This is a genomic window from Bifidobacterium aquikefiri (assembly GCF_002259795.1).
GTDB classification, from domain to species: Bacteria; Actinomycetota; Actinomycetes; order Actinomycetales; family Bifidobacteriaceae; genus Bombiscardovia; species Bombiscardovia aquikefiri.
Map to the genome: position 1 here is coordinate 119,075 of NZ_MWXA01000002.1, position 26,781 is coordinate 145,855.

Genomic DNA, 26,781 nt, shown 5'->3' on the forward strand with positions numbered 1-26,781 from the left:
TGACTCTGTGATTGTGTATCTGCTGAAGACATCAGTCCACCAATTCCTTTGCACTGAGCTGGCTTTCGGCTATCTGCCTGTATATCTCGCAAGAGTCCAGCAATTGCTTATGCGTTCCCACGCCAACGATGCGCCCCTCGTCAAGCACGACGATTGTGTCGGCATTCATTATGGTTCCGATGCGCTGAGCGACGATCATGACCGTACTGCCGGCAGTTTCACGCGCGAGCGCGTCGCGAACCTCTCGATCCGTCTTGAAGTCGAGAGCCGAGAATGAATCATCGAAGATCAGTATCTCCGGCTTGCTCCATACCGCTCGCGCAATCGAGAGTCGCTGCTTCTGACCACCTGACACGTTCGATCCGGACTGGGCGATTGGAGAGTCGAAGCCTTCTGGCATCTTTTCAACGAATTCCGTCGCGTGAGCGATTGAAGCCGCAGTCTCGACACCTTCCTTCCTCTTTTCAGGCGAGATCGCATCCGCCTTCGCGCCATAGGCAATATTCGACTCGACGGTTCCTCGGAAGAGGAATGATTCCTGAGGCACGTAGCCGATCTTATTGCGAAGTGCGCTGAGCTTGTAGTCCTTCACATTGACACCATCGACAAGCACCTGGCCGGATGAGGCGTCATAGAATCTCGGCACGAGGTTGATGAGCGTCGACTTTCCCGAGCCTGTCGCACCGATGAACGCTATGGTCTGACCCTTGCTCACCGTGAAGCTGATGTCATCGAGGACGTTGTGCTTGGCATCGGGGTACTTGAATCCCATGTTGCGGAATTCCACTGTTCCTTTGAGTCCCTGCTCCCCATCGTCCCGGCTTCCATCGCTTATTGAGATAGGGGTGTCAAGAACCTCAAGGATACGGTTTGCCGAGACGTTCGCACGAGGCAGCAGCACGAACACCATGCTCATCAGCAGGAAGCCCATGATTACCTGCACCGAGTAGCTCGAGAACACGACCATGTTCGAGAAGAGGGTGAGCTTGTCGCCCAGCGTCGCCTGTTCGATAAGATAGGCGCCAATCCAGTAGACGGCAAGCATCAGGCCGTTGAGCACCGTGTTCATCATTGGCATCAGCACGGCTATGGCACGGTTGGTGAAGAGCTGGGTCGAGGTCAGATCGTCATTGGCATGATCGAACTTCTCTTCCTGATAATCCTCCGCATTGTATGCACGGACGACTCTGAGACCTGTCAGATTCTCGCGTGCGACGAGGTTGATGTTGTCGGTAAGCCGCTGCATGCTACGGAACTTCGGGCCGACCATGCTCATCAGGATGATGATGGCAACGACCAGGAATGCGACCGCGACACCTGTTGCGACGGTCCACTCGAAACCTTTTCCAGCGATCTTCAGGACTGCCCACACGGCCATGACGGGCGCGCGCACTATCAATAGCAATCCCATCGTGATGAACATCTGAATCTGCGTGATGTCGTTGGTCGAGCGAGTTATCAGGCTTGCCGTCGAGAAATTGCCCAACTCCTGGGTTGAGAATGATTCCACGTGCTTGAACTCAAGCGAACGCAGACGCTGGGTGAACGTTGCGGCAACCCGGGCTGCGATGAAGCCTGTCGCGATGGCGCACGCAATGGAGCCCAGCGAAATGAGCAGCATCTTGCCGCCCGCCGTCCAGACTTGAGAAACCTTTGAATTCGGCGTCTCGACGATTCGCGTAACGTCTGACATATAGTCAGGCAGTTTCAGGTCGAACCAGACCTGCGAGATCACGAGGGCAACCCCAAGAATGAGTTCCCCGATCTCAAGCTTTGAAAGATATTTACATATACGAAGCACGAAGTCCTCCAAGGACTAAGAGAGGCCAAGTCTGGCCTCGTTTCTGAATTACAAGTATGTGTCAGGTATTGCTATGTGATTGTGAAAGATTGAAGTTTGCTGAACTTTGCAGGCAAGGAGCGCGCAGCGGGCAATGAGCTAGTGCGGTGCCTGATGTCGCGAGCAACGTCATGCCATTCCTTTCTGCACGAAGTGCACCGCTCTGGGCTTTTCACGAGTTCATACCGCGTACTGCCCTAGGTTTCATCCTTCGAGGCAGAAAATTCCTTTTCAAAAGAGTCCTGTGCCTCTCTCAGCGACTCCTGCACCAATTCCTTCGTTGGGCGGGGCTCGCCAGGATGAGTGAGCGCCATGTAGGTGACGAATTCATTCATCAACTTCATGAAGTCATGCGTTTTCTGCTCCCCCATCTGCTCGAAAATCCATGTGAGCGTATCGCGCATCTCGCGATGGTTGCTTTCTATCCGTTCCTTTCCCTGACTCGTGATGGAGACAAGAATGTTGCGGCGATCATCAGAGTCAATCCGGCGTGTAATCATTCCCTTCTTTTCCAGAGTTCCGAGAACCGCACTGATCCGGGCCGAACTGCTGCCCGAGAACTCGGCTAGCCGAGACGGAGTCTGCTCTCCCTTTTGCATGAGAATGCTCAGGATCAAGGGCTCGCCCTGCGACTCTCGGTTCGCCTTCTTCATCATTCCGGAGTGTGCGCTCCGGAAATTTCGTTTCATCTGTTCGAATGCCTCATCTGCAAAGCTCATTGCACCTCCAATCGAAAGACACTGTATACCATTTATCTAACACTGTTTATTATTAACGATGATATATTGCTCACAGCGTGAGACAATCGATTTTCACAGAATCCACCACTAGGGCGTTCACTATGGAACACATGCATGCAACGTGCTTGCCTTCTTGAGGTGTCCACGACCGAGATTTACGAGTTTTGTGGCAATCTCAAACTACAGGACCTCGATATCGTTGCAATACTGGTCAGATTAAGCCCGATTTACACATGTTTACTTCGCAATTGCCACAAAACTCGAAATCTCACCGACTTTTCGTCCACCCACTTGAAGAATCTGGCGTACACGAGCGCAAATCGTACTAGTATTTGGGCAAGACTGCACGGGGGGAATACGCAAGCGATGCATATGCATGCAAATACCAAGGAAAGCAATGAGGACGGTTCCGAAATGACCGATAGCGCCTCGGCCACCAGTGGAAGTTCAACCGACCCATCTGGCAACCACATACGCGCGGAACAGCCGACTTTGCACAGAACATTGAAGAATCGTCAGATTCAGCTCATTGCACTCGGCGGAGCAATTGGAACCGGGCTGTTCTATGGATCCAGTGAAGCTATATCCATTGCAGGGCCCTCTATTCTTCTCGCATACATTGCCGGAGGGATCATCATCTTCCTCGTGGTTCGCGCATTGAGCGAAATGAGCACCGAAGAACCGGCGGCCGGAGCATTCAGCTACTACGCAAACAAGTACTGGTCGCAGCGCGCAGGATTCGTTTCAGGCTGGAACTACTGGTTCAACTATGTGCTCGTATCAATGGTCGAGCTCGCCGTCGTCGGTTCATTCGTGAACTTCTGGTTCCCAAACATTCCCGCATGGGCTTCGGCAGCGTTCTTCCTTGTGCTCATCACCGCGACGAATCTGCTGGGCGTGAGCAAGTTCGGAGAGTTTGAATTCTGGTTCGCCATCATCAAGATCGTTGCGGTTGTCGCGATGATTCTCGGAGGTCTCGCAGTCGTTGCATTCCAGCTCAAATCCACGAATGACGTTGCGGCGTCCTTCGCTCATTGGTTCAATATCGGCGGCGGTTTCCTCCCTCACGGCATCATCGAACATTCCTCGACCACTGGCTGGACCGGACTGCTCATGGCATTGCCAGTGGTGATGTTCAGCTTCGGCGGCACAGAGCTTGTGGGCATAACCGCAGGAGAAACCGAAAAACCACGCACCACCATCCCAAAGGCGACCAACAGCATCATCTGGCGCATCCTGATCTTTTATGTCGGGGCGCTTGGCGTGATCATGGCCGTGGTTCCGTGGAATATGATCGGCAAGCCCAACGCGCAAGGAACGGTTATCAGCCCGTTCGTACAGATTTTTGAATCGGTCGGCATTCACGCCGCGGCAGGAATCCTGAATTTCGTATGCCTGACCGCCGTCATGAGTGTCTATAATTCCGGCCTCTACGCCAATTCGCGTATGCTATATTCACTTTCGCGCCAGGGCAATGCACCGAGATATCTGCGCCGCGTATCGCGCAACGGCGTCCCCGTTGCAGGCGTACTCACATCGGCTGTGATCATCTCGCTCGCCGTCGTTGTCGTATTCCTCTGGCCGCAGTTCGCCTTCAACTATCTGATGTCGGTCGCCACCATCGCAGGAGTCATCAATTGGACGATGATCATGATCACCGAATCACATTTCCGCAAGGCAATCGTCGCGGGCAAAGGCCCGAACGAACTTGCCGGAGTCCACGGCAACGCAGGGCTGCAACGGCTGCACTTCGCGCTTCCCGCGCCGACCGTGAGCCGCAATGTCGTCTTCGTCTCGCTGGCCATGCTCATCGTGTTGATGCTGCTCTCGCCCAGCTATCGCATCGCCGTGCTGGTCGGCCCCATCTGGATAGCCGTACTGCTTGTCGCTTACCAGATTCGCAAGCGAAACAGCAGCCGGGCCCAACAGCAGAGCAGGTCAAAGCGCATCTAACAGTAGTCTGTGTAGGCGTTGTGTTTCGCGAGTCGCTTTTTGCTTGAATATGCCCGAAAAACGACTCACGAAGCACAAGCAATTGGGAAAGTGACGCACAAAGCGCAGTCTGAGTGAAGTGCGTTCACCTATTCCATAACATGAGACGTTTCGTCTCATTTTATGGAACATTCAGATATTCTGTGTCTCCAACGACCGAAAGCAAGCCTGCCTGCGTTAAATTGCGGCCGGGGTTTGAGAAACACGCCTTCGCACCGTTGAAGATTGGCTTCATATCAACGGCGAAAAAGAGCGATACTCGGCAAAACCCAGAATCAGGCAACAAAATAATTTAGATTAGAAAAAATGGGGCAAAAATCGCAGTTATGCCCATACGCTCCTCATCGAACTTGACTCTCCGAGTTCAGTCAACCAGCTTTGGTGGCCAAATCGAGAATTTTCGCTCATTGATCCTTAGCCTGTCACGCAATCGCGGCAAAAAAGGGGGCTGGTGCCTGGGCGCGAACTCAGACACCATCCCCCTCGATTTACGACTAACACTGAGTCAGAACAATCAGACTTCGAAATAACCCGAAGGCCCGAAGACTACTCCTGAACCTGTGCGCGAGCGATCTTGCCGGTGAAGGACTGTGCTTCATCAGCGTCAGCCGCCTCGCCCTTGTTCCAGGAGAACATGGCGCGGAGCTTCGGTCCGACTTCCTCGATCTTCTCGTGGGAGTACTTCTCCTGCAGTTCCTTGAACTTAGGAGCTCCTGCATCCTGATCGTCGATGAATTCCTTGGCGAAGGAGCCATCCTGAATGCGGCCGAGCTGGAAGCGCATGCGATCCTTGGTGGACTCGTCAACGACCTTGGACACGTAATCGCCGTACTGTGCGGTGTCGGAGCAGCTCCAGCGAGCCTTGTTCAGGCCGCCTTCGTTCATGAGGTCAACGAGCATCTTGAGTTCGTGGCAAACCTCGAAGTAGGAGATTTCTGGCTGGTAGCCAGCCTCGGTCAGCACTTCGAAGCCGGTCTCGACGAGGTGGTTGATGCCACCCATGAGCACATCCTGCTCGCCGAAGAGATCGGTCTCGGTCTCTTCCTTGAAGGTCGTCTTGATGGCGCCTGCGCGCAGCGCGCCGAGTGCCTTGGCATAGGCCAGGGTGATTGCCCAGCCATCACCGCGGGGATCCTGCTCGACGGCGACAACCACGGGGACGCCACGGCCTGCGGCATACTCACGACGGACGATGTGGCCTGGGCCCTTTGGCGCGACCATGAAGACCGGGTGATCTGCGGAAGGCTTGATGTAGCCATAATGAATGTTAAAGCCGTGTGCAAAGGCGACTGCTGCGCCTTCCTTGATGTTTGGCTCGATATCGTTCTTCCAGATGGTGCGCTGGTACTGGTCTGGTGCCAGAATCATCACGATATCCGCCTCAGCGGTCGCTTCCGGTACCGACTTGACTTCGAGACCCTGTTCCTTTGCAAATTCAACGGACTTTGACGTTGGACGCAGACCAACAACCACATCCACGCCGGAATCGCGAAGATTCAGCGCATGTGCGTGACCTTGCGAACCGTAGCCGATGATGGCCACCTTCTTGCCCGCGAGAACCGAGAGATCGCCGTCTTTTTCATACCAGATTTGTGCTGCCATTATATGTGTACTCCTTGTAATGTAAATGCTTATATGTAGGGCAGGTTAGAAATTGCTGCCATGCCATTGGTTGTCTTGTACTGAATGTCGCTGCTAGTCGGTGTGACGCTACGAGATTTTGTCCCGCGTGGCCATTACCGAAGTAAAGTCTTATGGTAGCCGTTCTTGATTGTACCCGACTCTTCTAGCGAACCGCTCCACGAGTCACATTTCGAGCAGATCCTTTTGGGATTTCTCTGTCCGCAAGTGCTTTCTCGAGTGCTTTTCAACAGAGCGCCAAGCTTTCGTTAGACGCTGTGATCAAAGCAAGATTTTAATTATTTTGTGAAATCCACAGACTTGGTTTCGCTGCACGAAAGCACTGATACCAAGCAACACGCCGCCATCACCGCGAGGTAGACGCCGACCGAACGCACGCCCCAATGGCTGGAGAGCCAAGTTGCGATTGTTGGCACGAATGCCGCTCCGACTATGGCCGCGAGATTGTATCCAATTCCAGCGCCCGAATAGCGGACATTCGCTTCGAAAAGCTCTGGCAGGAATGCGCCGATAGGTCCGAATGCTATGCCCATGAGTGCAAATCCGACGCAGAGGAAAGTCATGACCTGGAATGTGTTGTGATGCGCCATAAGCAGATATGGAAAGAGCAGACTGAACACAAGCAACGCCACGTAGCTCCCGACCAAAACACGCTTGCGACCGACTCGATCCGCATAAACACACGAAAGCACGATGAATACCGCGAAAACAACGATGGAGACCATGAGCATGAGCAGATATTCTTGAGTCGTGAAGCCGAGGCCACCGCCACCCTGTGCGGTGGTTTTGGTACCGAATGCAAGCGACCAGGTTGCGAGGGTATAGAAGAGCGTGTATGTGACAGCCACGAGGAAGGTTGCTTGAAGAACCTGTCTCCAACTTTTCTTGAACACTTCAAGCAACGGGGCCTTTACCACCGTCTTCTGTTCAAGTGCAAGGCGAAATACCGGGGTTTCTTCCATCGTCACCCGCACTGCAAGCCCAACAAGCACGAGGACTGACGAAAGCAGGAAGGGCACGCGCCAGCCCCAGCTCATCATCTGGTCTGGAGTGCAGAAGAGTCCAAGAATAAAGAACGTTCCGTTGGAGAGGAAGAAACCAATCGGGGCACCAAGCTCAGGGAAGGATCCATACAATGCACGGCGATTCTCAGGTGCGTTTTCAGTGGCGACCAACGCCGCACCGGACCATTCTCCGCCAAGACCGATGCCCTGAACGAAGCGGCAGAGGCAGAGCGCAACAACTGCGAACACGCCCCATGTTGAATATGTTGGCAGCACGCCGATCAGCACGGTCGCGCAGCCCATCGTGAGCAGCGAAACCACGAGCGTTACCTTGCGGCCGAGACGGTCACCGAAGTGGCCGAATACCAATGAACCAACCGGCCGCGCTACGAAGGCGACGGCAAAAGTGAGCAGCGATGCCAGAAGTGCAACGGTTCCGTTAGTCTCCGGGAAGAACAGCTTAGGAAAGTAGTTGGCCGAGGCAGTTCCATATGCATAGAAATCGTAGAACTCAATGGCGGTACCGACCATGGATGCCCCGATAACCGTTTTCACCGAATCGCGGCTCATTGTCTTGAACCGGTTTGCGAGTGAACGACTTGTTGGCAGATTGACCGAACTCGCTGCCGAAACGCCCAACTTGCTTGGGGCTCCAACGGCTGCGGCACTGCCCGCAGACTGAACAGTCTGATTGACTGCTGTCATCACTTCATCTCCTCAATACTCTTTCGGTCCGGCTGGCTTTCAGCCGAAACCACGACCTTCATTGAGATGCGAGATGGAGCATGAGCTGCTTTGAATTCCAGATTATGAATTAGTGCTACAACAAAAGGAAATTGGAATGCGCCGCCTGATGTGTTCTACCCCGCTTCTCAACGGGGCCGAACAGTGTGTTGTGCTGGATTCAGTCCGTCAAGAAAGACGGGTTAATAATTCGAATCGGCAGCAGAACAATGTTAGAGGAAACCACAACGCGGAATGCTGATGTGCATCTCATTATGTGGATCCCCTTCACTGTGATGATCAAGACCTCTTGTGTACTGATTTCTTGCCTTGAATGATTATGAAGTTAGGTCTCCTCCTACAAAGAAGCAACCTATGTCCACATAGTGGACATAGGTTGCAGCTGGCCGGTCACGTGATTTCCATGGCCCACACGGAAAGACATGGCTTATACAATCGGGGGATGTGCCAAAAGATCGGCCGTCTCATGCGCTCCGTTCGCATCATTCCACTCAAGTTTCAACAACGAGGCAGATGCCCCCTTACCCGTGCCGACAGTTGCGCGAGATGGTTCAAAGATGAGCTTCGCTGAGGATTGTGCACCCTTCCATTGCAAGGTGATGGCATTGGCCTCTTCATTGGCCTGATATGAGAATTCTCCGTCAAAGGCATCGAGCGAGTTGCGCAACCTGCACAGCGCATTAAGTGCCTTAACCACCGGTCGTTCGAGATTTCTGTCGATTTCGGCAGTGTCGAAGTAATGACGATTGATGTCACGCCCATTGTTGGTGCGTTTCAACAAATCCATGTCGTTCTTGCCTGCGAGTGCACCAACGTAATAAACCTGAGGAACGCCAGGAACGAAGAACTGCACGGCGCGCGCCGCAAGATACGCCTGATCGTCGCATGCGAGAGCCGAGTAGAAGGTCGAATTTACCTGATAGAGATCGAGATTCGAAGCAGCGCCGCCTGTTGCCTCTTTACTCTCACCGCGGGTATTGCTGTGAATCCTTTCGACCAGATCGTTGACCTGAGCATCCGAAATCAAACCAGCAAGTGACTTGTCGAGCTGGTCTGGCCCAATATCAATCACACCAATGCCATCGTGAGTGTCGAGAACGGTGACCGCGTTCGTCGGGCGGATGCGAATCCATTGTTCGAGTGCTGTGGCATCACCCGTGAACAGCGTATGCAAAAGCAGTGGTGGAAGCGCGAAGTCATAGACTCTATCAACCTTGCCCGCAATCGCAATCTGCTTTTTATAATACGAATGCACTTCGATGAGGATCTGCAGTCCACGCTTGGCTGCTTCTTCGCGTAGATGTGAGATGAGTCCAAATGTTTCAGGTGTCATGAAACAGCTGGTTCCAGCGGTTTTTGCACCATACCCAACCGCATCTAGACGAATGTTGGTCACCCCTGACTTGCCCATCGTGTCGAGGATCGACATCAGATAGTTCCAACCTTCGGTCGAATTCGTGTCGATGTCGACCTGCTGTGGTGTGAATGTCGTCCAGACCAGTCGAGTGGTACCTGCCCAGTCATAATGGGTGAATGGCAGACCCGGGCGCGGACGATATATACCCGCAAGCTCCTTCTCGTCTGCCCCATCAGGGTAGACGGAACTCATGGTCAGGAACATGGGGGCATAGGGCGATTCCTCGCCGCGAGCAAGAACATCCTGGAACTGTCGAGATTGCCAGCTCATGTGATTCACAATTGCATCTACCATGAGCTCGTGGGTCTTCGAGAGATCCGCAACATCAGTCCATGACCCAAGCCGAGGATCTACCTTGGTGTGATCTATCGGGTCGAAACCCGCATCCGCCCCATCAAATGGAGTGAAAAACGGCAGTATATGCACTCCCTCATAAATGTTGTTGAATCTGGTTCGCAACACCTTGGTCAGCGATTCGAGTGTTCCCTCGCCGAGCCTATCGGCATACGTAATGAGTTGCACCTTATTGAGCATCGGACCTCCTCCGTCTTTGGTGAAAAGTTCGTCTCGCCAAGCATATCGAACCGGTTTGACACAGTGTGTCATTCGTGTGCCACATCGAGATTTCAGTCGCTTTATCTGAATTTCAGGAGCGTCCCAGAGGCCATTCAGTCGGTTTGCGGCCGCGATCCATCCAAGAGTTCATGAATTGCATCATTCCAGAGCGTGGTTGCTCCAATTTTCACTTTCATTGGGATTAGATCACCAATTCTTCCGGCTTCTGGATCAGAGATAGTCTCATTATCGCCATCGCTGCCTGCGATCGTCGATCCAGAGGAGCTGGTGTGAGCATTGGACGAAGCTTCAGATTGATACCGTTCAATCTGCTCTACGGTGCGCATCGCAATGCGTTCGGCAATCGCGTCAAAGCCCTGAAGAATACTCGTGACACGAAGACCTGCGGTATCAGTGACAAAGGTGCCGTCATATGCAAGTATTTGGAGAGAACTGGGAACGACAAAGCCTCTGCGCATGGCCTCCTGGACACAGAGAGCGGCAGCCAGATCCGGTGCCACAATTGCATCGACATCGGGGAAGCGTTCCAGGACGGAACGCGCAGCATTCTCGAATTCCTGCATCTTCGCAAGGTCGTCAATCTCAATGTAATCGTGACGGATTCCTGCGCTGTCCAGGGTGTCCTCAAGCGCTATCTGATACCTGACAGACGGGAATGACGTCAGCTCATGAGAGGCATCATCCGAAGCATTCGGTCCTCCATGGGTCTGTGCCAAATCATGAAAGCGCGAACGCGGCCCGCCCAGAAGCACCACATGCCGCGCCCCCGAGAGTGCAAACATCATGGCAGCAAGCTCACCACCTTGCTCATGATCAGAACCAACGGAAGGAATTCCATCCCCAAGATAACGATCAAAGGCCACAATCGGTCGTCTGATGGAAGTCCAGTAGTTCTGACCATGCGACGTGTGGGCACCCATGATGATGGCATCCATCATATGGCGTTGCAACATGCCAACGTAGTGTTCCTCGCCAGACTCCATATCGGCAGTGGTGCACAGCATCGTATTCAGCCCCCGCTTGTAGAGAGCCTTCTGCAAGGATCCAAGAAGCGTCGCGAAGAATGGATGCTGCACGGTTGGCATGATCACGCCGACCGTATTGGTCCGGCCGTGATATAGATTTCTCGCCAGTTCATTGGGAACATAGCTCAATTCCTTCATGGCCGATTCAACGCGAACCCGCATTTCGTCGGAAACATATCCGTTGCTATTGACCACCAAAGAAACAGTACTGAGGGATACTCCGGCCTTGCGTGCAACGTCTCGCATGCCCACCATGTGCATCGCCTCTTTTCTTATCTAGCTCAAAGCGAGCGTGAATCCTCAGTCGATAAGTGAATGAATCGAAACTATCTGATCACGTCCCGGACCTGAACCGATTGCAGAGATACGGCATCCTGAGAGATCTTCGAGACGATGCACATAGTCCTGTGCGGCTTGCGGGAACTCGTCGAAGGATTGCATCCCTGCGATATCTTCGTTCCAACCCGGCATCTCGTCATAGATTGGGGTTGCGGAAGCGAATTCAGCCTGATCGGTTGGCATGTCGTCGCAACGGGCGTGCGAACCATCAGCCATCGTGACGTTGTAGCCAATGCAGAACGGAATGGTCTCAAGACCAGTCAGAACGTCAAGCTTGGTGAGCACAATATCGGTGAGACCATTGACCTGCACAGCGTAGCGGTTCACCAATGCATCGAACCATCCGCAGCGACGCGGGCGGCCTGTGGTGACGCCGAATTCGTGACCTTGCTGACGAAGCCACTCGCCCTGATCATTATTGAGTTCCGTGGGGAATGGACCCTCGCCAACGCGGGTGATGTATGCCTTGGAGACACCGATGACACGATCGATCTTCGTTGGACCAACGCCACTGCCAGTGCAAGCGCCACCGGCCGTACAGTTCGAGGAGGTTACGAATGGGTATGTGCCGTGATCGACATCAAGCATCGTGGCCTGACCGCCTTCAAAGAGCACGGACTTGCCGTCATCAAGCGCCTTGTTCAGCAAGAGGGAAGTATTGGCAACGTAGGGCTTCAAACGATCGGCAACGGCCGCGAGCTGATCGACGGTCTGTTCGACATCGATGGCGCGACGGTTGTACAGTTTGACGAGCATCTGATTCTTCTGGTGCAGGCTTGCGATGACTTTATCGCGCAGATGGTCTGTATTGAAGAGGTCGTGAACGCGTATGCCGACGCGATTGACCTTATCTGCATACGCAGGACCTATGCCACGACCGGTGGTGCCAATTTTGTGCTTGCCAAGGAACCGTTCGGTCACCTTATCGATGGTGCGGTCATAGGAAGCGATGATGTGCGCAGATTCACTGACCAGAAGATTACTGCAATCAACACCGCGTGATTCAAGTCCATCAAGTTCCGCAAACAGTGCCTCTGGATCAACAACAACTCCGTTGCCGATAACCGGGGTCACATTTGGATGAATGATACCGGATGGCAGAAGGTGCAGTGCATACGTTTCATTACCCACAACGACCGTATGGCCTGCGTTGTTGCCGCCATTGAAACGAACGACATAGTCAACCTTGTCGCCGATAAGATCAGTTGCCTTGCCTTTTCCTTCATCGCCCCACTGGGCTCCAACAAGAACAATTCCAGGCATATGCACCTCCATAATGTGCGGCAGCGGAACAGTTCTCCGCCATGACGAGACTACCCCAACGCATGGAGCAATCTGTTGCGCAGTGCGTAAAAAGGCGGTTATCAATCATGCCGCGTCAGAACGTTCAGCGCAAGGCCTTGCCGGCGCTGCCGAGCTGCTTGCAAGCCTCGACCACACGCTGCGCCATTGCGGTTTCGGCCTCGCGTCCCAAGGACCTTCCCTATCCCGGTCGTTCCTTCCCCGTCACCCCCCAGCGTTCTTCTCGGGTCTATCTCGTTAAGTGTGTAACTGGCGGTTTTCATTGTTGTTCCTTGCCGTCTGGCCAGCGGTCGGCGAAGGGGAAACGCGAATGCGTTTAACGCGGGTTTCCATCTGGTGACCCATCGTATCTGGCCCTTACCGGTGGGGTCGAGCGACCGTATGGTCAGCTAGAGTCATTTGAGCGCGGCCTGTTCGTTGGGGAAGTGTCCTCGGGCTCGGATGGAAGGCTTTCCCCGTACGTTTGGACACCCCGACCATGCGCGCGGCCTGGGTGAAGTTCATGCCCTGCTTCAACAGCTCAACATAGTGGACGCGTCTCGCCTGAATTCCAATGGAGCGGGATCCCTCGACTACGCTCGGGATGACAAGAGAAGAGAACGCTCGGGATGTCAGGGACGAGTGTGCGCCTTGCTCGCGATGACAGGGTACATAGCAGGAAACCTACGCGCCAAAATCTCAAGAACCTCTAACGCGCAATAAACACTGCGTGATCTCGTTGCACCCCTGCCGAGTGTGCAGGGTTATTCGAGAATATTCGCGGTGGTCTCGGCACGGTGGGACAGGTAATACGGGCGCACCGCGAATGCGAGAATCAAGCCACCCACGACGAGCAGGACCAGAACCCCGAAGCCTCCCGTGTACGGCAGATTCGCCAGGGAATGCGCCGGGTCGGCCACCACCACCGTGCGACCGTCCTGCGACACATACGCCAGGTTCGTGCCACTGGTCCGGTACGACGCCAAAGTCACCTCGCTGGCATCCACATCCCACAACGGCAGCGTCTCCACAGTGAAATCAGCCACCTTGAAATAGCCAGACGGGGCATTAGTCTCCTTGAACTGCAAGCCACGCGCCTCCACACCCTGCAAGGTCAACGACCCATCCGTACGGGTCACCAGCTCGGTGCCACCCGCGGCATCCAACCGATACAGTCCATCGGACAACTTCGAGAACTTCAACGGCTGCCCGTCACGCGACACCTCGAACTTCGCGCCGCCAAGCAGCCTCGACGTGTCATCCTTATCCACCTTCACCAAGTCCACCTCGAAGGAATACACGTTCGCGGTAGCGGTCTTGGTCTCAAGATCACTCTCACTCGTGGAGCGCGTCAGGGTCGCCGTGTTCACATTCGCATGCATGCCACCACCACCAGGACTCGAATACTCGACATCCGCATCCACGACCGCCGCATACCGCACACGAATCAACGAACCCACAGGCACATCAGCCTTGAGCGCCACATGCCCGGACGCATCCTCCGCGAACAAGGCCTTTAACCCATCCACCGTCAACGACTGGCCAGCCACCTGGATCGACGAACCCGGCAAACCACCCGTCACCTCACTATCAGGAGCAGGCACATCCATCAACACCCGCACCACCGACGAGTCAGGCAACACCAACCCCTCACCCGCCACATCCTGCACCTTGAACTCATACGCCGCATACGACACCGAGGAGAAACCACTCAAATCAGGCACCCGAAGCGCAATCTCAAACGCCACAGACGCACCCACATCAAAACCATCCATCCCGGCATCATTGAGCACACGCTTCGACACGTCCGTCACCGAGGTTTTCAACGCGGCCACACCAAGACGAGGCTTACCCTTGACGCCCGCATCCACGAAATCCACCATCCGACCATCATCGCCCAGATCCTCGTTGAACGCCTTCGTGCCCACGATGATCGGCAGGGACCCGCCGGAAGCCTGACTATTATCCACAATCAGATACACACCCGGACCAGACACCGTGAGCGTCGCAGTGCCACCGGCAGATGCCAGATCTGAGCCAGCCAGAGAGCCCTTAACCCCGCCAAGAGCCGCATCACCCAGCTTCACAAGCTCCTGCGCAAACAATTGAAGCTTACCCGCATACGGGCTATACGCGCTCGTCGTGTCATCGCTCAACGGATCGGTCGGGTACCCCAACCAATGCGCCCCCACCCAGCCTGCAGGATTATCAGCATCCACACCCGCACCGCCAGCAGCCTGCACTGCAGCAAGTACCGAAGCCTTCACCGGATCAACAGGAGTCGCCAGCTTCACTGATTTCAACGCACCAGCCTGATCGAACGCCACATCCTCATAGCCGCCAATCTTGTATGCCTTCAACATGCCCGACGTGATACCCGTCAGCTCGATACCATAGGAGGGCGGAGTCTTCACCTGCCAACCCCTGATTGTGGCCTTCACCGGCTCGCTCGCCCTATTCGTCAAACCCTCCGCAGAACTACCGTCTTGCTGACCCCACACATACAAGTCATAATTCTTCGAGTCTTCTGTCATCTGCGACTCGGGCAACGCCACATTGCCACCGGCACTCGTCTTACCCGGACCCAACACCGTATTCGTAGTGGGATCAACAATCTTCCAACCCAAACCAGACTGAGAAGCCAAATTAGACGAACCCGACAGGCTCAACGTGCGCGAACCCGTACCACCCGTAACCGAAGCCGACCACGTATCCAACTTCCTGCCAGTCTCCACAAAAGTCAGACGCAGATCACCCGCAACGCTCTGGCTCTGATTGCTGCTGTCTGCCGACAGCAGCAGATTATCAAGATTCAAACGAAGAGCAGGACGCAACCCAAAAACCTGGGCGAGCGTATAGTCATTGCCCAGTGTGGCGTCGGACTTCAAAAGGTATGCAACGTTGGTATAGCTCCAGTGAGCAGAACGCAGCCAAGATCCAGTAACATTATTTGCACAGGAGCTTGAAGGGCAGTCGAAATTCGCATCAGCCGTATACCCAGTGTCATGACCAAGATACTGACGCACATCACCAATCGACAAGGGAAACACGGTGTAATTATTCATTGAAACACTCTGCTGCGTATAAGTGCCTGACCCACAGCCTGCAGACTGCGCCGCCGTACACACCCCCTCAACCGGAGCCGCACGCAACAGACCCTGTTCAAAACCCGAATAATTCGCAGCCCCCACCGCATTCGACACCACCGCCACATTCGACTGATAAGGCCCCGTGACACTGTCAAAGGAGTTGCGATACGTATCATTCGTGTCAAACGCAAAACCAGAGGTCACCACATCATCAGCCCACAACATGGCCTCGTTCGCAGCAACAGCCGTCGTCGCCGACTTCCAATACGCGCTATCCATACCTTGGAACAAGGCATCCGGCACCGAAGCAATACCAGTCGCGCCCCCATACCCCAAGGTCTTATACCCACCAGACACCTGCTTACCGTCATACGTACCCGACGAGCCCTGCTTACCGAAAAGTATCCGCCGCGTATTCGCCCAACCAGTCGCCGACATCGACCCCGCAGTACCGGTCTCATTGTCGATCACCGGAGTCGCACCATCCTCAAGGGTGCTGAAATACCCATCGGGGCCAAGTTCAACCAAATCCGCGGACGCACGCTCAACCGGTACCACCACGAGCACGGCCGATAGGAGCATCAGGAATGACAGCACAAGGGCAGAGACAGCGGAAGATCCCTCGACTACGGCGCCGCGCACCTTCGCTCGGGATGACACCGAATGGGAACGACCATCGGTATACGAAACCACCAAAAGGACACGAGTGACCACCACGCGCAACCAACCCATAACGACACCACCTCGCAGAAAGCAAAAACAGCACCCCCCCCCCCGCTACTGGCTCACTAGAAACCGCCAACTCGCCAAACCACCAAAACCACCGGGCATAACCCTAACGGAGAGAACATGCAACCGAACATGATGAACAAAATCATACATTATGTACATGTTTTCACCTACCTCTCCGTTGTTTAATTAGCAAGTGCAACACCTTCATGAGTTGGAGATTGTCAAGATTCCATAACTCACGCCCTCTGTCGCACGCTTTTTCTGTCATCTCGAGCGGAGTCGAGATGACAGAAGAGAAGAACGCTGGGGGGTGACGGGGATGGGACGACCGGTATGAGGAAGGTCTGGGAAGCGCGTAGGGGAATCAGCGCAGGGCTTTGCCGGCGCTGCCGAGCTGCTTGCAAGCCTCGACCACACGCTGCGCCATTGCGGTTTCGGCCTCGCGTCCCCATGAACGTGGGTCGTAGAGTTTCTTCTCTCCGACCTCACCATCGACTTTGAGCACCTCATTGTAATTTTTGAACATGTGGTCTGCAATTGCCCTGGTGAATGCATATTGCGTATCAGTATCGATGTTCATCTTGACAACGCCATACGAAACCGCCTCAGCGATCTCCTCAGGGCGAGAGCCGGAACCACCGTGGAATACCAACAGGAAAGGCTTGCCCCCATGTGAATCCGAGAGTGAAGCTGCCGTGCCCTCCTGAATCTCCTTGAGCAATGCGGGCCGCAATTTCACGAATCCTGGCTTGTACGCTCCATGAACGTTACCAAAGGTGAAGGCGGCCATATACCGACCGTTTTCACCAAGTCCAAGCTCACGAATCACCCGCTTCCCATCAGCAACCGTGGAATAGAGCGAGTCATTGATTGCGGCACTCTGCCCGTCCTCTTCACCACCAACCGCGCCGATTTCAATTTCGAGAATTGTTCGTGCCTTCACTGATTTGGCAAGCAATTCCTTGGCGATCTCGAGATTCTTGGTCAACGGAATCGTCGAACCATCCCACATATGCGATTGGAAAAGAGGCTCCTCGCCGTGTGTCACCTGATCGGCTTCATATTGGAGCAGCGGACGGACCCACTCATCGAGGTATTGCACGGCACAGTGGTCTGTATGCAAAGCAACCGTGATATTGGGATAATGCTTGATGATTTCATGTGCAAACCTGGCGAATGCGATGGAACCAGCAACGCGGTCATTGACCACATGGCCGGATAGATATGCCGCGCTGCCGACAGATACCTGAATGATGCCATCGGACTCAGCCTCGGAAAAGCCCTGAAGCGCAGCATTTAAAGTCTGAGTACTGGTTACATTGATTGCAGGATAGGCATATCCACCCTGCCTCGCAGAATCAAGCATATGCGCATAGCGCTCTGAAGTCGCAACCGTCATAGTCACCATTATCCCCCTTGATTGATTGCCAAACGTAAATAGACGTTGTGCTTTCAATCACATATCAGATTCAGCCGATATCGGCGCCTGATCCCTGAAGGCTGATGATTTTGATTCAGGTACTCAACTGTTCGCCGTTGCGGATAGCCTGACATAGCCGGAATGGTGCATGGCAAAGCGCATGCGTGAGGCAATATACACATCGATTGCACGTTCACAAGGTCTGCCGGTTGCGACCTTGGCAATGCGTCTGATTCTCACGAGAGCAGTTCCCTCGGCAACTTGCAGATGCTCCGCACATTCTGCATCAGCCTGAATGATTTCCAATGTTTCATCAACCTCAGTTGGGCGCAGACCATAATCCTCTTCAAAACGTTGATAGAAGGATGTTGTCAGATCCTTGTTGAGCAGCCCTGGAAATAGATCGGATGGCAGCCGGGAAGTTTCCAAGGACAGCGGCGTGCCATCGATGAAGCGCAAGCGCGTGATGTGATAGATGTTGTGGATCGATGCAGGTGCAAATTGTTGCAGTTGAAGCAGCCGAATGTCGGAAGCCGATGCCGATTCGATAACTGCAGAAAGCACCTTTGAATGCAATATTCTGCCCTGACGACGGGCAATCATCGGCAATGACTCAAGGGTGTTGATATTGCGTTCAAGCCGTTCGTCTGAGATTACGATTCCCCCGCCACGACCTATCCTTCTGACAATTTCATGAGTTTTTTCCATTGATGCAAGCGCAATTCTCAAATCCGCTCTGGTAATGCCCAGTTGCGCCGAAATTTCCCGTTCTGATCCGAGCCGTTCACCAGGCAAAAGCTCGTGCTCATGAATCAGATTGCGTAATAGCCGAAGGTTGTCCAGCTGAGTCAACCTACGCGGAAGATTCGATGCCATGTGAGTCGATGGGCCCATCCGATTGTCACCACCTTCATTCCTGCATTGCAGGAGTCGCAGTTCCAAGGTCACACTGTGGTTCCCATGCACCCAACAATCGCTGCTTTATTCCCATGAAGTTAATATGTCCACGTTTCGAAGCGCGTTACGAGCTAACGACATGCAATGAGTTTTATATATCACCACGGGAATGTCGCCACGAGCATGGCATTCGCGGACACGCATCCACAGCGCGCCTATTCACCGCATTCCTTGAGGGTTTTTCCAAAGGCAGTGGAGAACCAATCCACATCATCCTCGCTGAAAACCAGCGGAGGCCGCAGCTTGAGAATGTTGCCATAGCGTCCACATACTGAGGTCAGCACACGATTGCCTCGCAGAGATTCAAGAATATCCAACGCTTTGCGCTGATCGGGATCCTTGGTTCCCGGCTTCACGATTTCGCAGGCGATATAGAGCCCTGCACCTCGCAAATCGCCGATGCACGCGTGTTCGGCCTGAAATTCCTTCAGCGCCTTCATGAATACGCCACCAACCTTCTTGGCGTTGCCCATCGTGTCTTCATCACGCATGACGTCCAATGTTGCCTGAGCCGCTGCCATGCATACCGGATTGCCGCCAAAGGTATTGAAGTACGGGACTGAGGAGGCAAAAGGTTCCAGGACCTCAGCTCTTGCGGCCATAAGCGAGGTCGGCAGACCATTGGCCATCGGCTTACCGGAAGTCACCAGATCAGGGACCACGCCGTGCCGTTGGAACCCCCAGAACGCATCACCGGTACGAGTGAAACCGGGCTGAACCTCGTCAGCGATAAAGACGCCACCAAGTTCATGGACCTTATCGATGACTGGCTTAAGGTAACCTACCGGGGCGGGGTACACACCATCGGAAGAGAATATCGAGTCGGCAAGGAAGGCAGCGAACTTGATGCCATGCCGCTTCATGTCTGCAACTGCCTGAGCGAGCTGGTCTGCCATCCAACCGCCAAACACTTCAGGACTGCACTCATTGGCCACCTGACCCGCTATTTCGACACGATACGTGTCAGGTGTCGGGATCATTCGCATCCTCAGTCCCAGGCTTTGGGCAGTGCCCAGAGCAGGTGACAGCTTCGACGTGAGTGCCGAATTGCCGTGATACGCCTCATGCGTGACGATGACGCCCTGGCCACCTGTATACGATTGAGCGACGCGAATGGCCAGATCGTTGGCTTCGGATCCAGTGCACTGGAACATGATGCGATTGACCTCATCAGGCATCGTCGAAAGAATGTCTTCTGCGTAATGAAGCACGTTCTCGTGCAGATACCGGGTGTGCGTGTTCAGCATGGAAGCCTGCCGGGTTATCGCCTCAACGACACGTGGGTTACAGTGTCCAACGGATGCCACGTTATTATAGACATCCAGATATTCCACCCCGTCTGCATCCCACAGGTGGCTTCCTCTGCCTCTCACCAGATGAACAGGTTTTCGATAGAACAAACGATATGCGGGTCCGAGTACCGCACGTTCTCGCGTAAGTTGGCGCGTTTGCGGGTCGAGCGCACTCTCCATTTCCGGCCGAAAACTATTCGTATCCATGATCGTTGAGCGGACTGCCATGATGCCTTCGATTCTTGAGTAATCAGTATTGATAAGTTACGTGAAAAGGTTGTGCTGTTGCTGTGCAGCTTCGTTGATACAGCGTGTGCGGGCAGAGAGCCAAGCGCCATCATGTTCGCTCTCGCCCGCAGTATTGCCTGAGTACTGATGCACTGCACTCAGTTGTCGGTTCTATATTCGGTTTCACCTCCTGAGGCGGCGAATTCCTCTTCAGGAGACAGCACCAGATGCTTGCGGCCATACAGCGCGAAGAACAACAACGCGACCACATATATGGCGACCATCACATACACGGCGAGCCTGTAGTCTGGATTCATCAGGACTGCAATGAAGATAACAAATGAAACGGTTCCTGCAACGATTGCTCCGGTGCTACCAAAGCTGCTTCTGAATGGCCGCTTGATCTTCGGCATTTTCTTACGAAGGATAACGAACGAGACCATCTGTAGAAGGTATGCCAGAACCGCTCCCCACACCGCGATGTTCAACACCACCGAACCGGCTCCTGAACCGCCATAGGCCACGATGAACAGCGCCGCAAAACCGAAGACCGCACCAACGATCAGTCCCCAATAGGGTGTCTTCTTCTTGCCGGTGAGAGAGAGAAAAGCAGGGTAATAGCCCGCTCGCGAGAGCGAATACAGATTGCGCCCGTATGCAAACATGATTCCCTGCACCGATGCTAGCAGGCCGATGAGAGCAAATGCCGAAAGAACTGCGGCAAGATTGCCTGGAAGTATGGCGCGGTAGCCGTCAAGCAGCGGCTCATCCGAAGACGAGAGCGCCTTGGAACCGATGACTGCCGGATTAAGGAATACTATGACAAGTGCTGAAATGCCAAGCGTCAGAATGCAAAGGCGTGACGATTTCGGAATGTTGCGTTCTGGATCACGCACCTCTTCGGCAGCGAGTGGAAGCTGCTCAATTCCAAGGAACAGCCACATTGCGAATGGCATCGCATAGAAGATTGCCTGCACACCAAATGGAAGGAAAGTTGAGTCTCCTGTTGTCGGAGCCATGTTCAGGAGACTGCCAAAATCGACCTTGCCCGACACGAATGCGCCGATTCCAAAAATGGCGACTATGGCGAGCGCCGCAATCGAAACAACCTGCGCGAATCTGAATGAGGTCTGTGCACCAACCCAATTGATCGCCACAAAGATCACATATAAGAGCAGCCACCACACCCACATCAGACCATGCGCATCAAGGGAGAAACCGGCAAGATCATTCAAGATGGCATCAGCATATGCCGAAGAGAAGTATACGACCACCGCGGCAGTCATCACGTATTCGATGGTTTCGGCCAGACCGGTGACGAATCCGCCCCAAGGCCCCATTGCCGCTCGAGCAAACGAGTACGCACCGCCTGTGTGTGGCATTGCGGATGCCATCTCGCTGATCGAGTTCAGCATGAACACATACATGATGAAAACAACGATGGACGCTATGAGCATGCCGCCCCAGCCTGCTTGCAGAATGCCCCCATTCCAGCCGGAGAAATCGCCAGAGATAACGGCGGATATTCCGATTGCCCACAGTCCAAAAGCTCCTGTGGTTCGACTCAGCTGTCGCTTTTTGAAATAGTCCTTGTCTGTGGTCACATATGTGACGCCACCAGCACCTTTGAGCTCTCGTGAAGTATCGTCTGCGGTAATTACCGACATACCTCTCACCACCTTTTCTTGTTTCTATGCTGTCTCTGTGTTCAAATGACCGTCATCATCGGGCGCCTACCGGCGGCTCCACGATGAAGAATGCCATCATGGAATAGGGTTATCTGAGCAGCCATAGGGAGTCCTCCAGATAACGATGGGCGCAATCAACAGTTCCACTAACCTGTGTTGTCGCAAGTTCTTGAGGCAACGCATCTTTGCGGTGATTTGTGGTCCAGCCAAGCATCTGCAATCGTCGAATCATGGAGAGTGCAGACATTACGGCTAGCTGCCCATCATCAAATGCACCGGCAACGCTTTCATAACCGGCTATCCACGACTTTGCGAGAGCGGGAGCATACGGCATATGTTCTATAAAGCTCAGCGAGGACGCGTAATCATAGAGATACCAGCTGTATCCCGCATCATCGAAATCAATGACGGTCAACGTTTCGTCGTTGTCTCTGATGATGTTAGATGGTCGTAAATCTGCATGAATCAACCCCCAAGTTTGAGGATTTCGGGGGGTTTTCATCACCACATCCATGGCTTTCCATAGTGCTTTTTCGCACAGGCTGCGCTGCTCTTGCGTGAGCGATGCGTCTTCCCATCTGCCCCAGCGGGGAGAAGGTCCAACCATGTTCGAAATATCCCAGTTGAAACGTCGAAAGCCAAAAGGCTTCTTCCAGTGTCGAGATTGTTCATGGAATTTTGCGGCCCACGAGCCGATCGTCGTGTAATACGGAGCTGGATTGTCAAGATCTTCAAGCACAGTTCCACTGACAAACTTGGTTGAGATGACCGTCCATCCGACGTCGTTGCGATCACGAACCGTCCCGACGAAGGTCCCTCGAATGGTCGGCACTGGATTGATCAGATTGATTCCAGCGACATCATGAAGCGCATTGAGCCACAGTATTTCGGATGCAACCGCCTCTGGTCCACCCACATAGCCTGGCTGCGATACGCGAATCACGCCTTCGTTCACACCATGTATCTTGAGTAGAAAGGTCGCATTTTCCGAAACGGTTATCAGATCCAGAGTCGTCTGAGATTTCTGCAGTCCCCAAATCGCGCAGACACCGCTGAACAGCCAAAAAGGAGCCGGATCGCCTTTGGAAAGGTCACTAAAGGCATTCAAACTGACCGACTGTTGTGGCTCATCGAGAACATGTGCTACTTCTGACATTGCTTCTCCGATCTGTACCAGGTGATTCATTGCATACGATGTGTTGTTATCAATCCAGATATGCATACCTGAAATTGCATATGCGTATCATCAATGCATTGAATTCTTGCAGAGCTAGCAAGCAGAATCGCGGTCAATCTGTTACAGAGGAGTTAAGAAGAGTGGGCCGAATATTAATGGCTCATTTCGATTGCATGGTCTTCGCTTTCAAGGCAGTCGCCTGTTGTGGTCTGTGCCTTCACACGCCGCCACTCAGGAGACTGGAGCAGTTGGAATATCAACGATTGTTCAGATATCACGCCAATATGTTCGAAAAAAACTGCCACACCATTCAGAAAAGAATGCCCATTTTGGAACACTGGTCAAATAATGGGCAGTTGTTGCACAGTGGGCGCTTGCGGCAATGCTCTTTTGCGTTGGTCACGATCAGGGCGTGGAACGAGTTGTACAGTTCAACGCTCCTGGGAAGCTGCGACTCGCAAAAAGTCTTGATTTCCGTATTGTTCTTGCCAGCCTCAATGGGGATACGATGCAAGAGACGATTCGTATATGCATCCACGATAAAAGTGGGTTTGTTGAATGCATATAGCAGAATGTCATCTGCTGTTTCCTGCCCGACTCCTTTGGTGGCAAGCAATTCGGCGCGCAATTGCTTGAGCGGATGACGACGCACCGCCTCGGCATCGTAATCATATTGAGCAAACCATGCCGTCAGAGCTTTGAGATATGTCGACTTCTGGTTGAAGAATCCGGCAGGACGTATGGCATCAATGAGTTCTTCCCTGGGCATCCGGGCAATGATCTCAGCGTGCAGCCTGTCTGGGCGAAGATTATCAAGCGCCTTGTCAACATTGGTCCACGCCGTATTCTGCGTCAGAATCGCACCAACCATCACTTCGTATGGCGTCTTTGCTGGCCACCAATGCAAATCGCCATACCTCTCGCGCAAGATCTGATACACAGAAAACAGCTTGGTCTGCATTCCTGCCTTCCCTGAATCTGCCATATTCATAACAACTCATCAACAATAGCAGTCACGGATGCAGCCCATACCCATCTGCAAGAGCACATGCTTCGATATATGCCCAACTTATAATGACACCCAAGAAAAACCTAATACTGTGAATTTCAGATTCCCAAACTCCTCAACTTAGGATGGAGAGGCTTCGCCAAGACCTATTCGGCAAGCACCATCAACTGTTGAAGAAGAGGAACCATGAGGAAAAAAATCGTTGCTGCAATAGCCTCCGTGCTCGTGATCGGATCGCTTTCAGCATGCGGAAGCGGATCGGCGCAGGGGAATACGAATTCAGGTGGCGTGAAGACAATAAAGATTGCATTGGAGAGCCAGGATCCCCCATATTCATATGCCGATAACAACGGCAAGCCAGCAGGATTCGATCTTGCAGTATTGAAGGAGCTCGACAAGAAACTGCCACAGTATTCATTTGAATACAGCGTCCAGGATTATGAGACCGCCTTGGTCGGTGTCAAGCAGGGGAAATATGACGCGTTGATCGGAGCATTCTTCAAAACCAAGGCACGAGCTGAACAATATTTGCTTTCCACACCATACAACTACTATTTCATGAATCTGATCGTTCCCGAAGGCAGCCCCATCAACAGTCTCAAGGACATGAACGGCAAGACCCTCGATCCGATCGTTCCCACCGACGGACGCTACCTTGCGATACATGACTGGCTCAAGCGCAACCCGAAGGTGAAAATCACGGTACCCGAAGTGTCCAATCAATCCACGTTCCAGGACATGTTCAACTCCGTTCACGATGGAACCTATGACGCGGTGTATCTTTCCAAGGCACAGTACGAGGGCGTTGCCAGCACGCTTGGCTACAAGATGAAGGTCACTGACATCGTCGATGGCGCAGGCACGGTTGTTCTATACAACAAGGAGCAGAAGGATCTGCAAGGTGCAATTGACAAACAGATTGACTCCCTGATCACTGATGGCACGCTTCCCAAACTCACTCAGAAATGGTTCAAGCAGGACAACTTTGCCCTCGCAAAGAAACTAGATGTCTTCCAAAACTGACTGTGTCGAACCCATGACCCATATGTGGCGGTTCACCCATACACGGGGCCGGGGTTCGAGAAACATCAGTGCTAAATCATCAACCACAAAGAATTAATATGCCAACACATGTATTGCAATCGGTACTTCCAGGGTTACTCCAACAGGTCCCGACAACACTGTTATATTGGTTCGTGCCATCGGCAATCGCATTGCTTCTTGGCACGCTCCTGTGCATCGTGCGCGTCGGGCAGCATAGAGTTCTGTATTGGGCATGCACCGTCTTCATATCCTTCTTCAGAGGTACACCAGGAATAGTCCAGATCTACATCATCTTCTTCGGACTGCCGAAACTGTTCTGGGCTGTTCATGTCGACATCGATGGCTGGCCAGCAGGTGCATATTTCATTATCGCCACATCGCTCAACCTGTCCTGCTTCGTTTGTGAAGTCCTGAAAGGCGGCTACCTCGGTGTGGACCACGGACAGATCGAAGCGGGGAAAAGCATCGGCTTTGGCAGATTCCAAAACTTCTTCCGCGTCATTGCACCGCAGACCCTTCAGATTTCCATACTCAATCTCAAGAATCTCGAAATTGACGTTCTCAAGGACACCTCGGTCGCATATACGATCGGCGCGATGGAAATACTTGGCTATGCGAATCGAGTGATCTCCAACCAATTTGGGGTGGGGCAGCTCTGGATTCTAGGTGTGGCAGCAATCATTTATTTCATATTGTGCGCGCTGCTTGAGCTGGGATTCACGGCAGCTTCGCACCATATGGAGCGTCACGGAAGGAGATCGTAATGGATCTGGATTATGACTTTATGATTTCAGACCTTCCAACCGTTCTTGCAGGTCTGCCAAAGACGCTCATACTTACCTTCTGGTCCATGCTGTTCGCAATCGCCATGGCGGTTGTGTTCGGTGGTCTCATCCTCTCACGGGTACCCATTCTCAAACAATCAGTGATCATCATCAACACCTTCATCAAGGGCGTTCCACTCACCGTGCAGCTGCTGTTCTGCTATTATGCCGTTCCATATGTCGCGAAAGGCTGCAACGGATTCCTCGGCTATCAGTACAATCCTCGGCACATTCCATATTTCGCAGCCGCCGTCTTCGCACTGGCAGCAAATTTCGGAGCCTACATTACTGATGTCGTTGTCTCGTCAATGCGTGCAGTCGACCGCGGGCAGTACGAGGCGGCAGATGCCGTCGGCATGAACAAGTTCCAAGGCATAACGCATCTCATCATTCCTCAGGCTGCGGTGATCTCGATCCCGAGCATGACGAACTATTTCATTTGGCTGCTCAAGGGCACCGCACTCGCATCGATTGTGAATGTGGTCGAAATGCTCACTACGGCAAAGATCAGCGCAGCCGATGGATACCAATATCTGGAAGCATATATTGATGCCGCGGTCATCTATTGGGCTGTCTGCGCGGGCATCGAATTCATGATGGGACGTTTTGAGCATCACATCGGGTTCTTTATGCGTCAACCCGAAAGTAGGGTCAGGCCGATCTCGTCCTGAGCAAACGCAATCGATACGAATCCACCCATATCTGTAACGAAAGAAGGAAAC

The 26,781-nt window shown here is 53.3% G+C and carries 18 protein-coding genes and 1 pseudogene; 4 read left to right on the forward strand and 15 right to left on the reverse strand.

The window, feature by feature from the left end; all coding sequences use genetic code 11:
* Positions 1–31 precede the first annotated feature (31 nt).
* Positions 32–1,801 carry an ABC transporter ATP-binding protein gene (locus BAQU_RS01265; RefSeq protein ID WP_094692253.1) on the reverse strand — a complete coding sequence of 590 codons (1,770 nt, stop codon included), beginning with the start codon at positions 1,799–1,801 and terminating at the stop codon, positions 32–34.
* 236 nt (positions 1,802–2,037) lie between these two features.
* A complete protein-coding gene (locus tag BAQU_RS01270) occupies positions 2,038–2,559 on the reverse strand; it encodes a MarR family winged helix-turn-helix transcriptional regulator (protein ID WP_094692254.1) in 522 nt (173 codons plus the stop codon).
* A 393-nt stretch (positions 2,560–2,952) separates the two neighbouring features.
* On the opposite strand from BAQU_RS01270, the gene BAQU_RS01275 reads away from it, so the two are divergent.
* Entirely contained in the window at positions 2,953–4,533 is a 1,581-nt protein-coding gene (locus tag BAQU_RS01275; protein ID WP_244568388.1) for an amino acid permease, read from the forward strand.
* 585 nt (positions 4,534–5,118) lie between these two features.
* Here the strand turns inward: BAQU_RS01275 and ilvC are convergent.
* The 13 genes and pseudogenes from ilvC to BAQU_RS01345 all read right to left on the reverse strand — a co-directional run bounded on the left by ilvC (position 5,119) and on the right by BAQU_RS01345 (position 24,167).
* Positions 5,119–6,177 carry a ketol-acid reductoisomerase gene (gene ilvC, locus BAQU_RS01280; protein ID WP_338022666.1) on the reverse strand — a complete coding sequence of 353 codons (1,059 nt, stop codon included), beginning with the start codon at positions 6,175–6,177 and terminating at the stop codon, positions 5,119–5,121.
* Between the two features lie 314 nt (positions 6,178–6,491).
* Positions 6,492–7,787, reverse strand: coding sequence for an MFS transporter (locus tag BAQU_RS01285; RefSeq protein ID WP_094692338.1), 1,296 nt, complete (start codon positions 7,785–7,787; stop codon positions 6,492–6,494).
* Between the two features lie 601 nt (positions 7,788–8,388).
* Entirely contained in the window at positions 8,389–9,912 is a 1,524-nt protein-coding gene (gtfA, locus tag BAQU_RS01290; RefSeq protein ID WP_094692257.1) for a sucrose phosphorylase, read from the reverse strand.
* Positions 9,913–10,046: 134 nt separating this feature from the next.
* Positions 10,047–11,234, reverse strand: a complete 1,188-nt coding sequence (locus BAQU_RS01295) for a LacI family DNA-binding transcriptional regulator (RefSeq protein ID WP_094692339.1) — start codon at positions 11,232–11,234, stop codon at positions 10,047–10,049.
* 45 nt (positions 11,235–11,279) lie between these two features.
* Positions 11,280–12,581 carry an adenylosuccinate synthase gene (locus BAQU_RS01300; RefSeq protein WP_094692340.1) on the reverse strand — a complete coding sequence of 434 codons (1,302 nt, stop codon included), beginning with the start codon at positions 12,579–12,581 and terminating at the stop codon, positions 11,280–11,282.
* A 298-nt stretch (positions 12,582–12,879) separates the two neighbouring features.
* Positions 12,880–13,084, reverse strand: a pseudogene (locus tag BAQU_RS01310) (IS256 family transposase); the annotation flags it as partial.
* Between the two features lie 279 nt (positions 13,085–13,363).
* Positions 13,364–16,420 carry a SpaA isopeptide-forming pilin-related protein gene (locus BAQU_RS01315; RefSeq protein ID WP_094692258.1) on the reverse strand — a complete coding sequence of 1,019 codons (3,057 nt, stop codon included), beginning with the start codon at positions 16,418–16,420 and terminating at the stop codon, positions 13,364–13,366.
* A 364-nt stretch (positions 16,421–16,784) separates the two neighbouring features.
* Positions 16,785–17,819 (reverse strand): class II fructose-bisphosphate aldolase, encoded by a 1,035-nt coding sequence (gene fbaA / locus BAQU_RS01320; protein ID WP_094692259.1) that lies wholly within the window; start codon positions 17,817–17,819, stop codon positions 16,785–16,787.
* 123 nt (positions 17,820–17,942) lie between these two features.
* Positions 17,943–18,734 (reverse strand): GntR family transcriptional regulator, encoded by a 792-nt coding sequence (locus tag BAQU_RS01325; protein WP_244568389.1) that lies wholly within the window; start codon positions 18,732–18,734, stop codon positions 17,943–17,945.
* A 218-nt stretch (positions 18,735–18,952) separates the two neighbouring features.
* On the reverse strand, positions 18,953–20,317 hold the full coding sequence (locus BAQU_RS01330) for an aspartate aminotransferase family protein (protein ID WP_094692260.1): 1,365 nt from the start codon (positions 20,315–20,317) through the stop codon (positions 18,953–18,955).
* 158 nt (positions 20,318–20,475) lie between these two features.
* On the reverse strand, positions 20,476–21,984 hold the full coding sequence (locus BAQU_RS01335; RefSeq protein ID WP_094692261.1) for an amino acid permease: 1,509 nt from the start codon (positions 21,982–21,984) through the stop codon (positions 20,476–20,478).
* Between the two features lie 109 nt (positions 21,985–22,093).
* Positions 22,094–23,161, reverse strand: a complete 1,068-nt coding sequence (locus BAQU_RS01340) for a phosphotransferase enzyme family protein (RefSeq protein ID WP_094692342.1) — start codon at positions 23,159–23,161, stop codon at positions 22,094–22,096.
* 331 nt (positions 23,162–23,492) lie between these two features.
* Positions 23,493–24,167, reverse strand: coding sequence for an endonuclease III domain-containing protein (locus BAQU_RS01345; protein ID WP_211277075.1), 675 nt, complete (start codon positions 24,165–24,167; stop codon positions 23,493–23,495).
* 210 nt (positions 24,168–24,377) lie between these two features.
* Here BAQU_RS01345 and BAQU_RS01350 point away from each other — a divergent pair, with 210 nt between their 5' ends.
* The 3 genes from BAQU_RS01350 to BAQU_RS01360 all read left to right on the forward strand — a co-directional run bounded on the left by BAQU_RS01350 (position 24,378) and on the right by BAQU_RS01360 (position 26,730).
* Positions 24,378–25,214 carry a transporter substrate-binding domain-containing protein gene (locus tag BAQU_RS01350; protein ID WP_094692262.1) on the forward strand — a complete coding sequence of 279 codons (837 nt, stop codon included), beginning with the start codon at positions 24,378–24,380 and terminating at the stop codon, positions 25,212–25,214.
* Positions 25,215–25,312: 98 nt separating this feature from the next.
* Positions 25,313–25,999: an amino acid ABC transporter permease gene (locus BAQU_RS01355; protein WP_094692263.1), complete on the forward strand. Its 687-nt coding sequence runs from the start codon at positions 25,313–25,315 to the stop codon at positions 25,997–25,999.
* Positions 25,999–26,730, forward strand: coding sequence for an amino acid ABC transporter permease (locus BAQU_RS01360; RefSeq protein WP_094692264.1), 732 nt, complete (start codon positions 25,999–26,001; stop codon positions 26,728–26,730). The genes BAQU_RS01355 and BAQU_RS01360 overlap by 1 nt, the downstream gene beginning before the upstream one ends.
* The last annotated feature ends 51 nt before the right edge of the window (positions 26,731–26,781 follow it).

Coding starts and splice junctions, on each gene's coding strand:
- BAQU_RS01270 (WP_094692254.1), bottom strand. CDS start 2,559: ATGAGCTTTGCAGATGAGGCATTCGAACAGATGAAACGAAATTTCCGG.
- BAQU_RS01275 (WP_244568388.1), top strand. CDS start 2,953: ATGCATGCAAATACCAAGGAAAGCAATGAGGACGGTTCCGAAATGACC.
- BAQU_RS01285 (WP_094692338.1), bottom strand. CDS start 7,787: ATGAGCCGCGATTCGGTGAAAACGGTTATCGGGGCATCCATGGTCGGT.
- gtfA (WP_094692257.1), bottom strand. CDS start 9,912: ATGCTCAATAAGGTGCAACTCATTACGTATGCCGATAGGCTCGGCGAG.
- BAQU_RS01295 (WP_094692339.1), bottom strand. CDS start 11,234: ATGGTGGGCATGCGAGACGTTGCACGCAAGGCCGGAGTATCCCTCAGT.
- BAQU_RS01300 (WP_094692340.1), bottom strand. CDS start 12,581: ATGCCTGGAATTGTTCTTGTTGGAGCCCAGTGGGGCGATGAAGGAAAA.
- BAQU_RS01315 (WP_094692258.1), bottom strand. CDS start 16,420: ATGGGTTGGTTGCGCGTGGTGGTCACTCGTGTCCTTTTGGTGGTTTCG.
- fbaA (WP_094692259.1), bottom strand. CDS start 17,819: ATGACGGTTGCGACTTCAGAGCGCTATGCGCATATGCTTGATTCTGCG.
- BAQU_RS01325 (WP_244568389.1), bottom strand. CDS start 18,734: ATGGGCCCATCGACTCACATGGCATCGAATCTTCCGCGTAGGTTGACT.
- BAQU_RS01330 (WP_094692260.1), bottom strand. CDS start 20,317: ATGGCAGTCCGCTCAACGATCATGGATACGAATAGTTTTCGGCCGGAA.
- BAQU_RS01335 (WP_094692261.1), bottom strand. CDS start 21,984: ATGTCGGTAATTACCGCAGACGATACTTCACGAGAGCTCAAAGGTGCT.
- BAQU_RS01340 (WP_094692342.1), bottom strand. CDS start 23,161: ATGTCAGAAGTAGCACATGTTCTCGATGAGCCACAACAGTCGGTCAGT.
- BAQU_RS01345 (WP_211277075.1), bottom strand. CDS start 24,167: ATGGCAGATTCAGGGAAGGCAGGAATGCAGACCAAGCTGTTTTCTGTG.
- BAQU_RS01350 (WP_094692262.1), top strand. CDS start 24,378: ATGAGGAAAAAAATCGTTGCTGCAATAGCCTCCGTGCTCGTGATCGGA.
- BAQU_RS01355 (WP_094692263.1), top strand. CDS start 25,313: ATGCCAACACATGTATTGCAATCGGTACTTCCAGGGTTACTCCAACAG.
- BAQU_RS01360 (WP_094692264.1), top strand. CDS start 25,999: ATGGATCTGGATTATGACTTTATGATTTCAGACCTTCCAACCGTTCTT.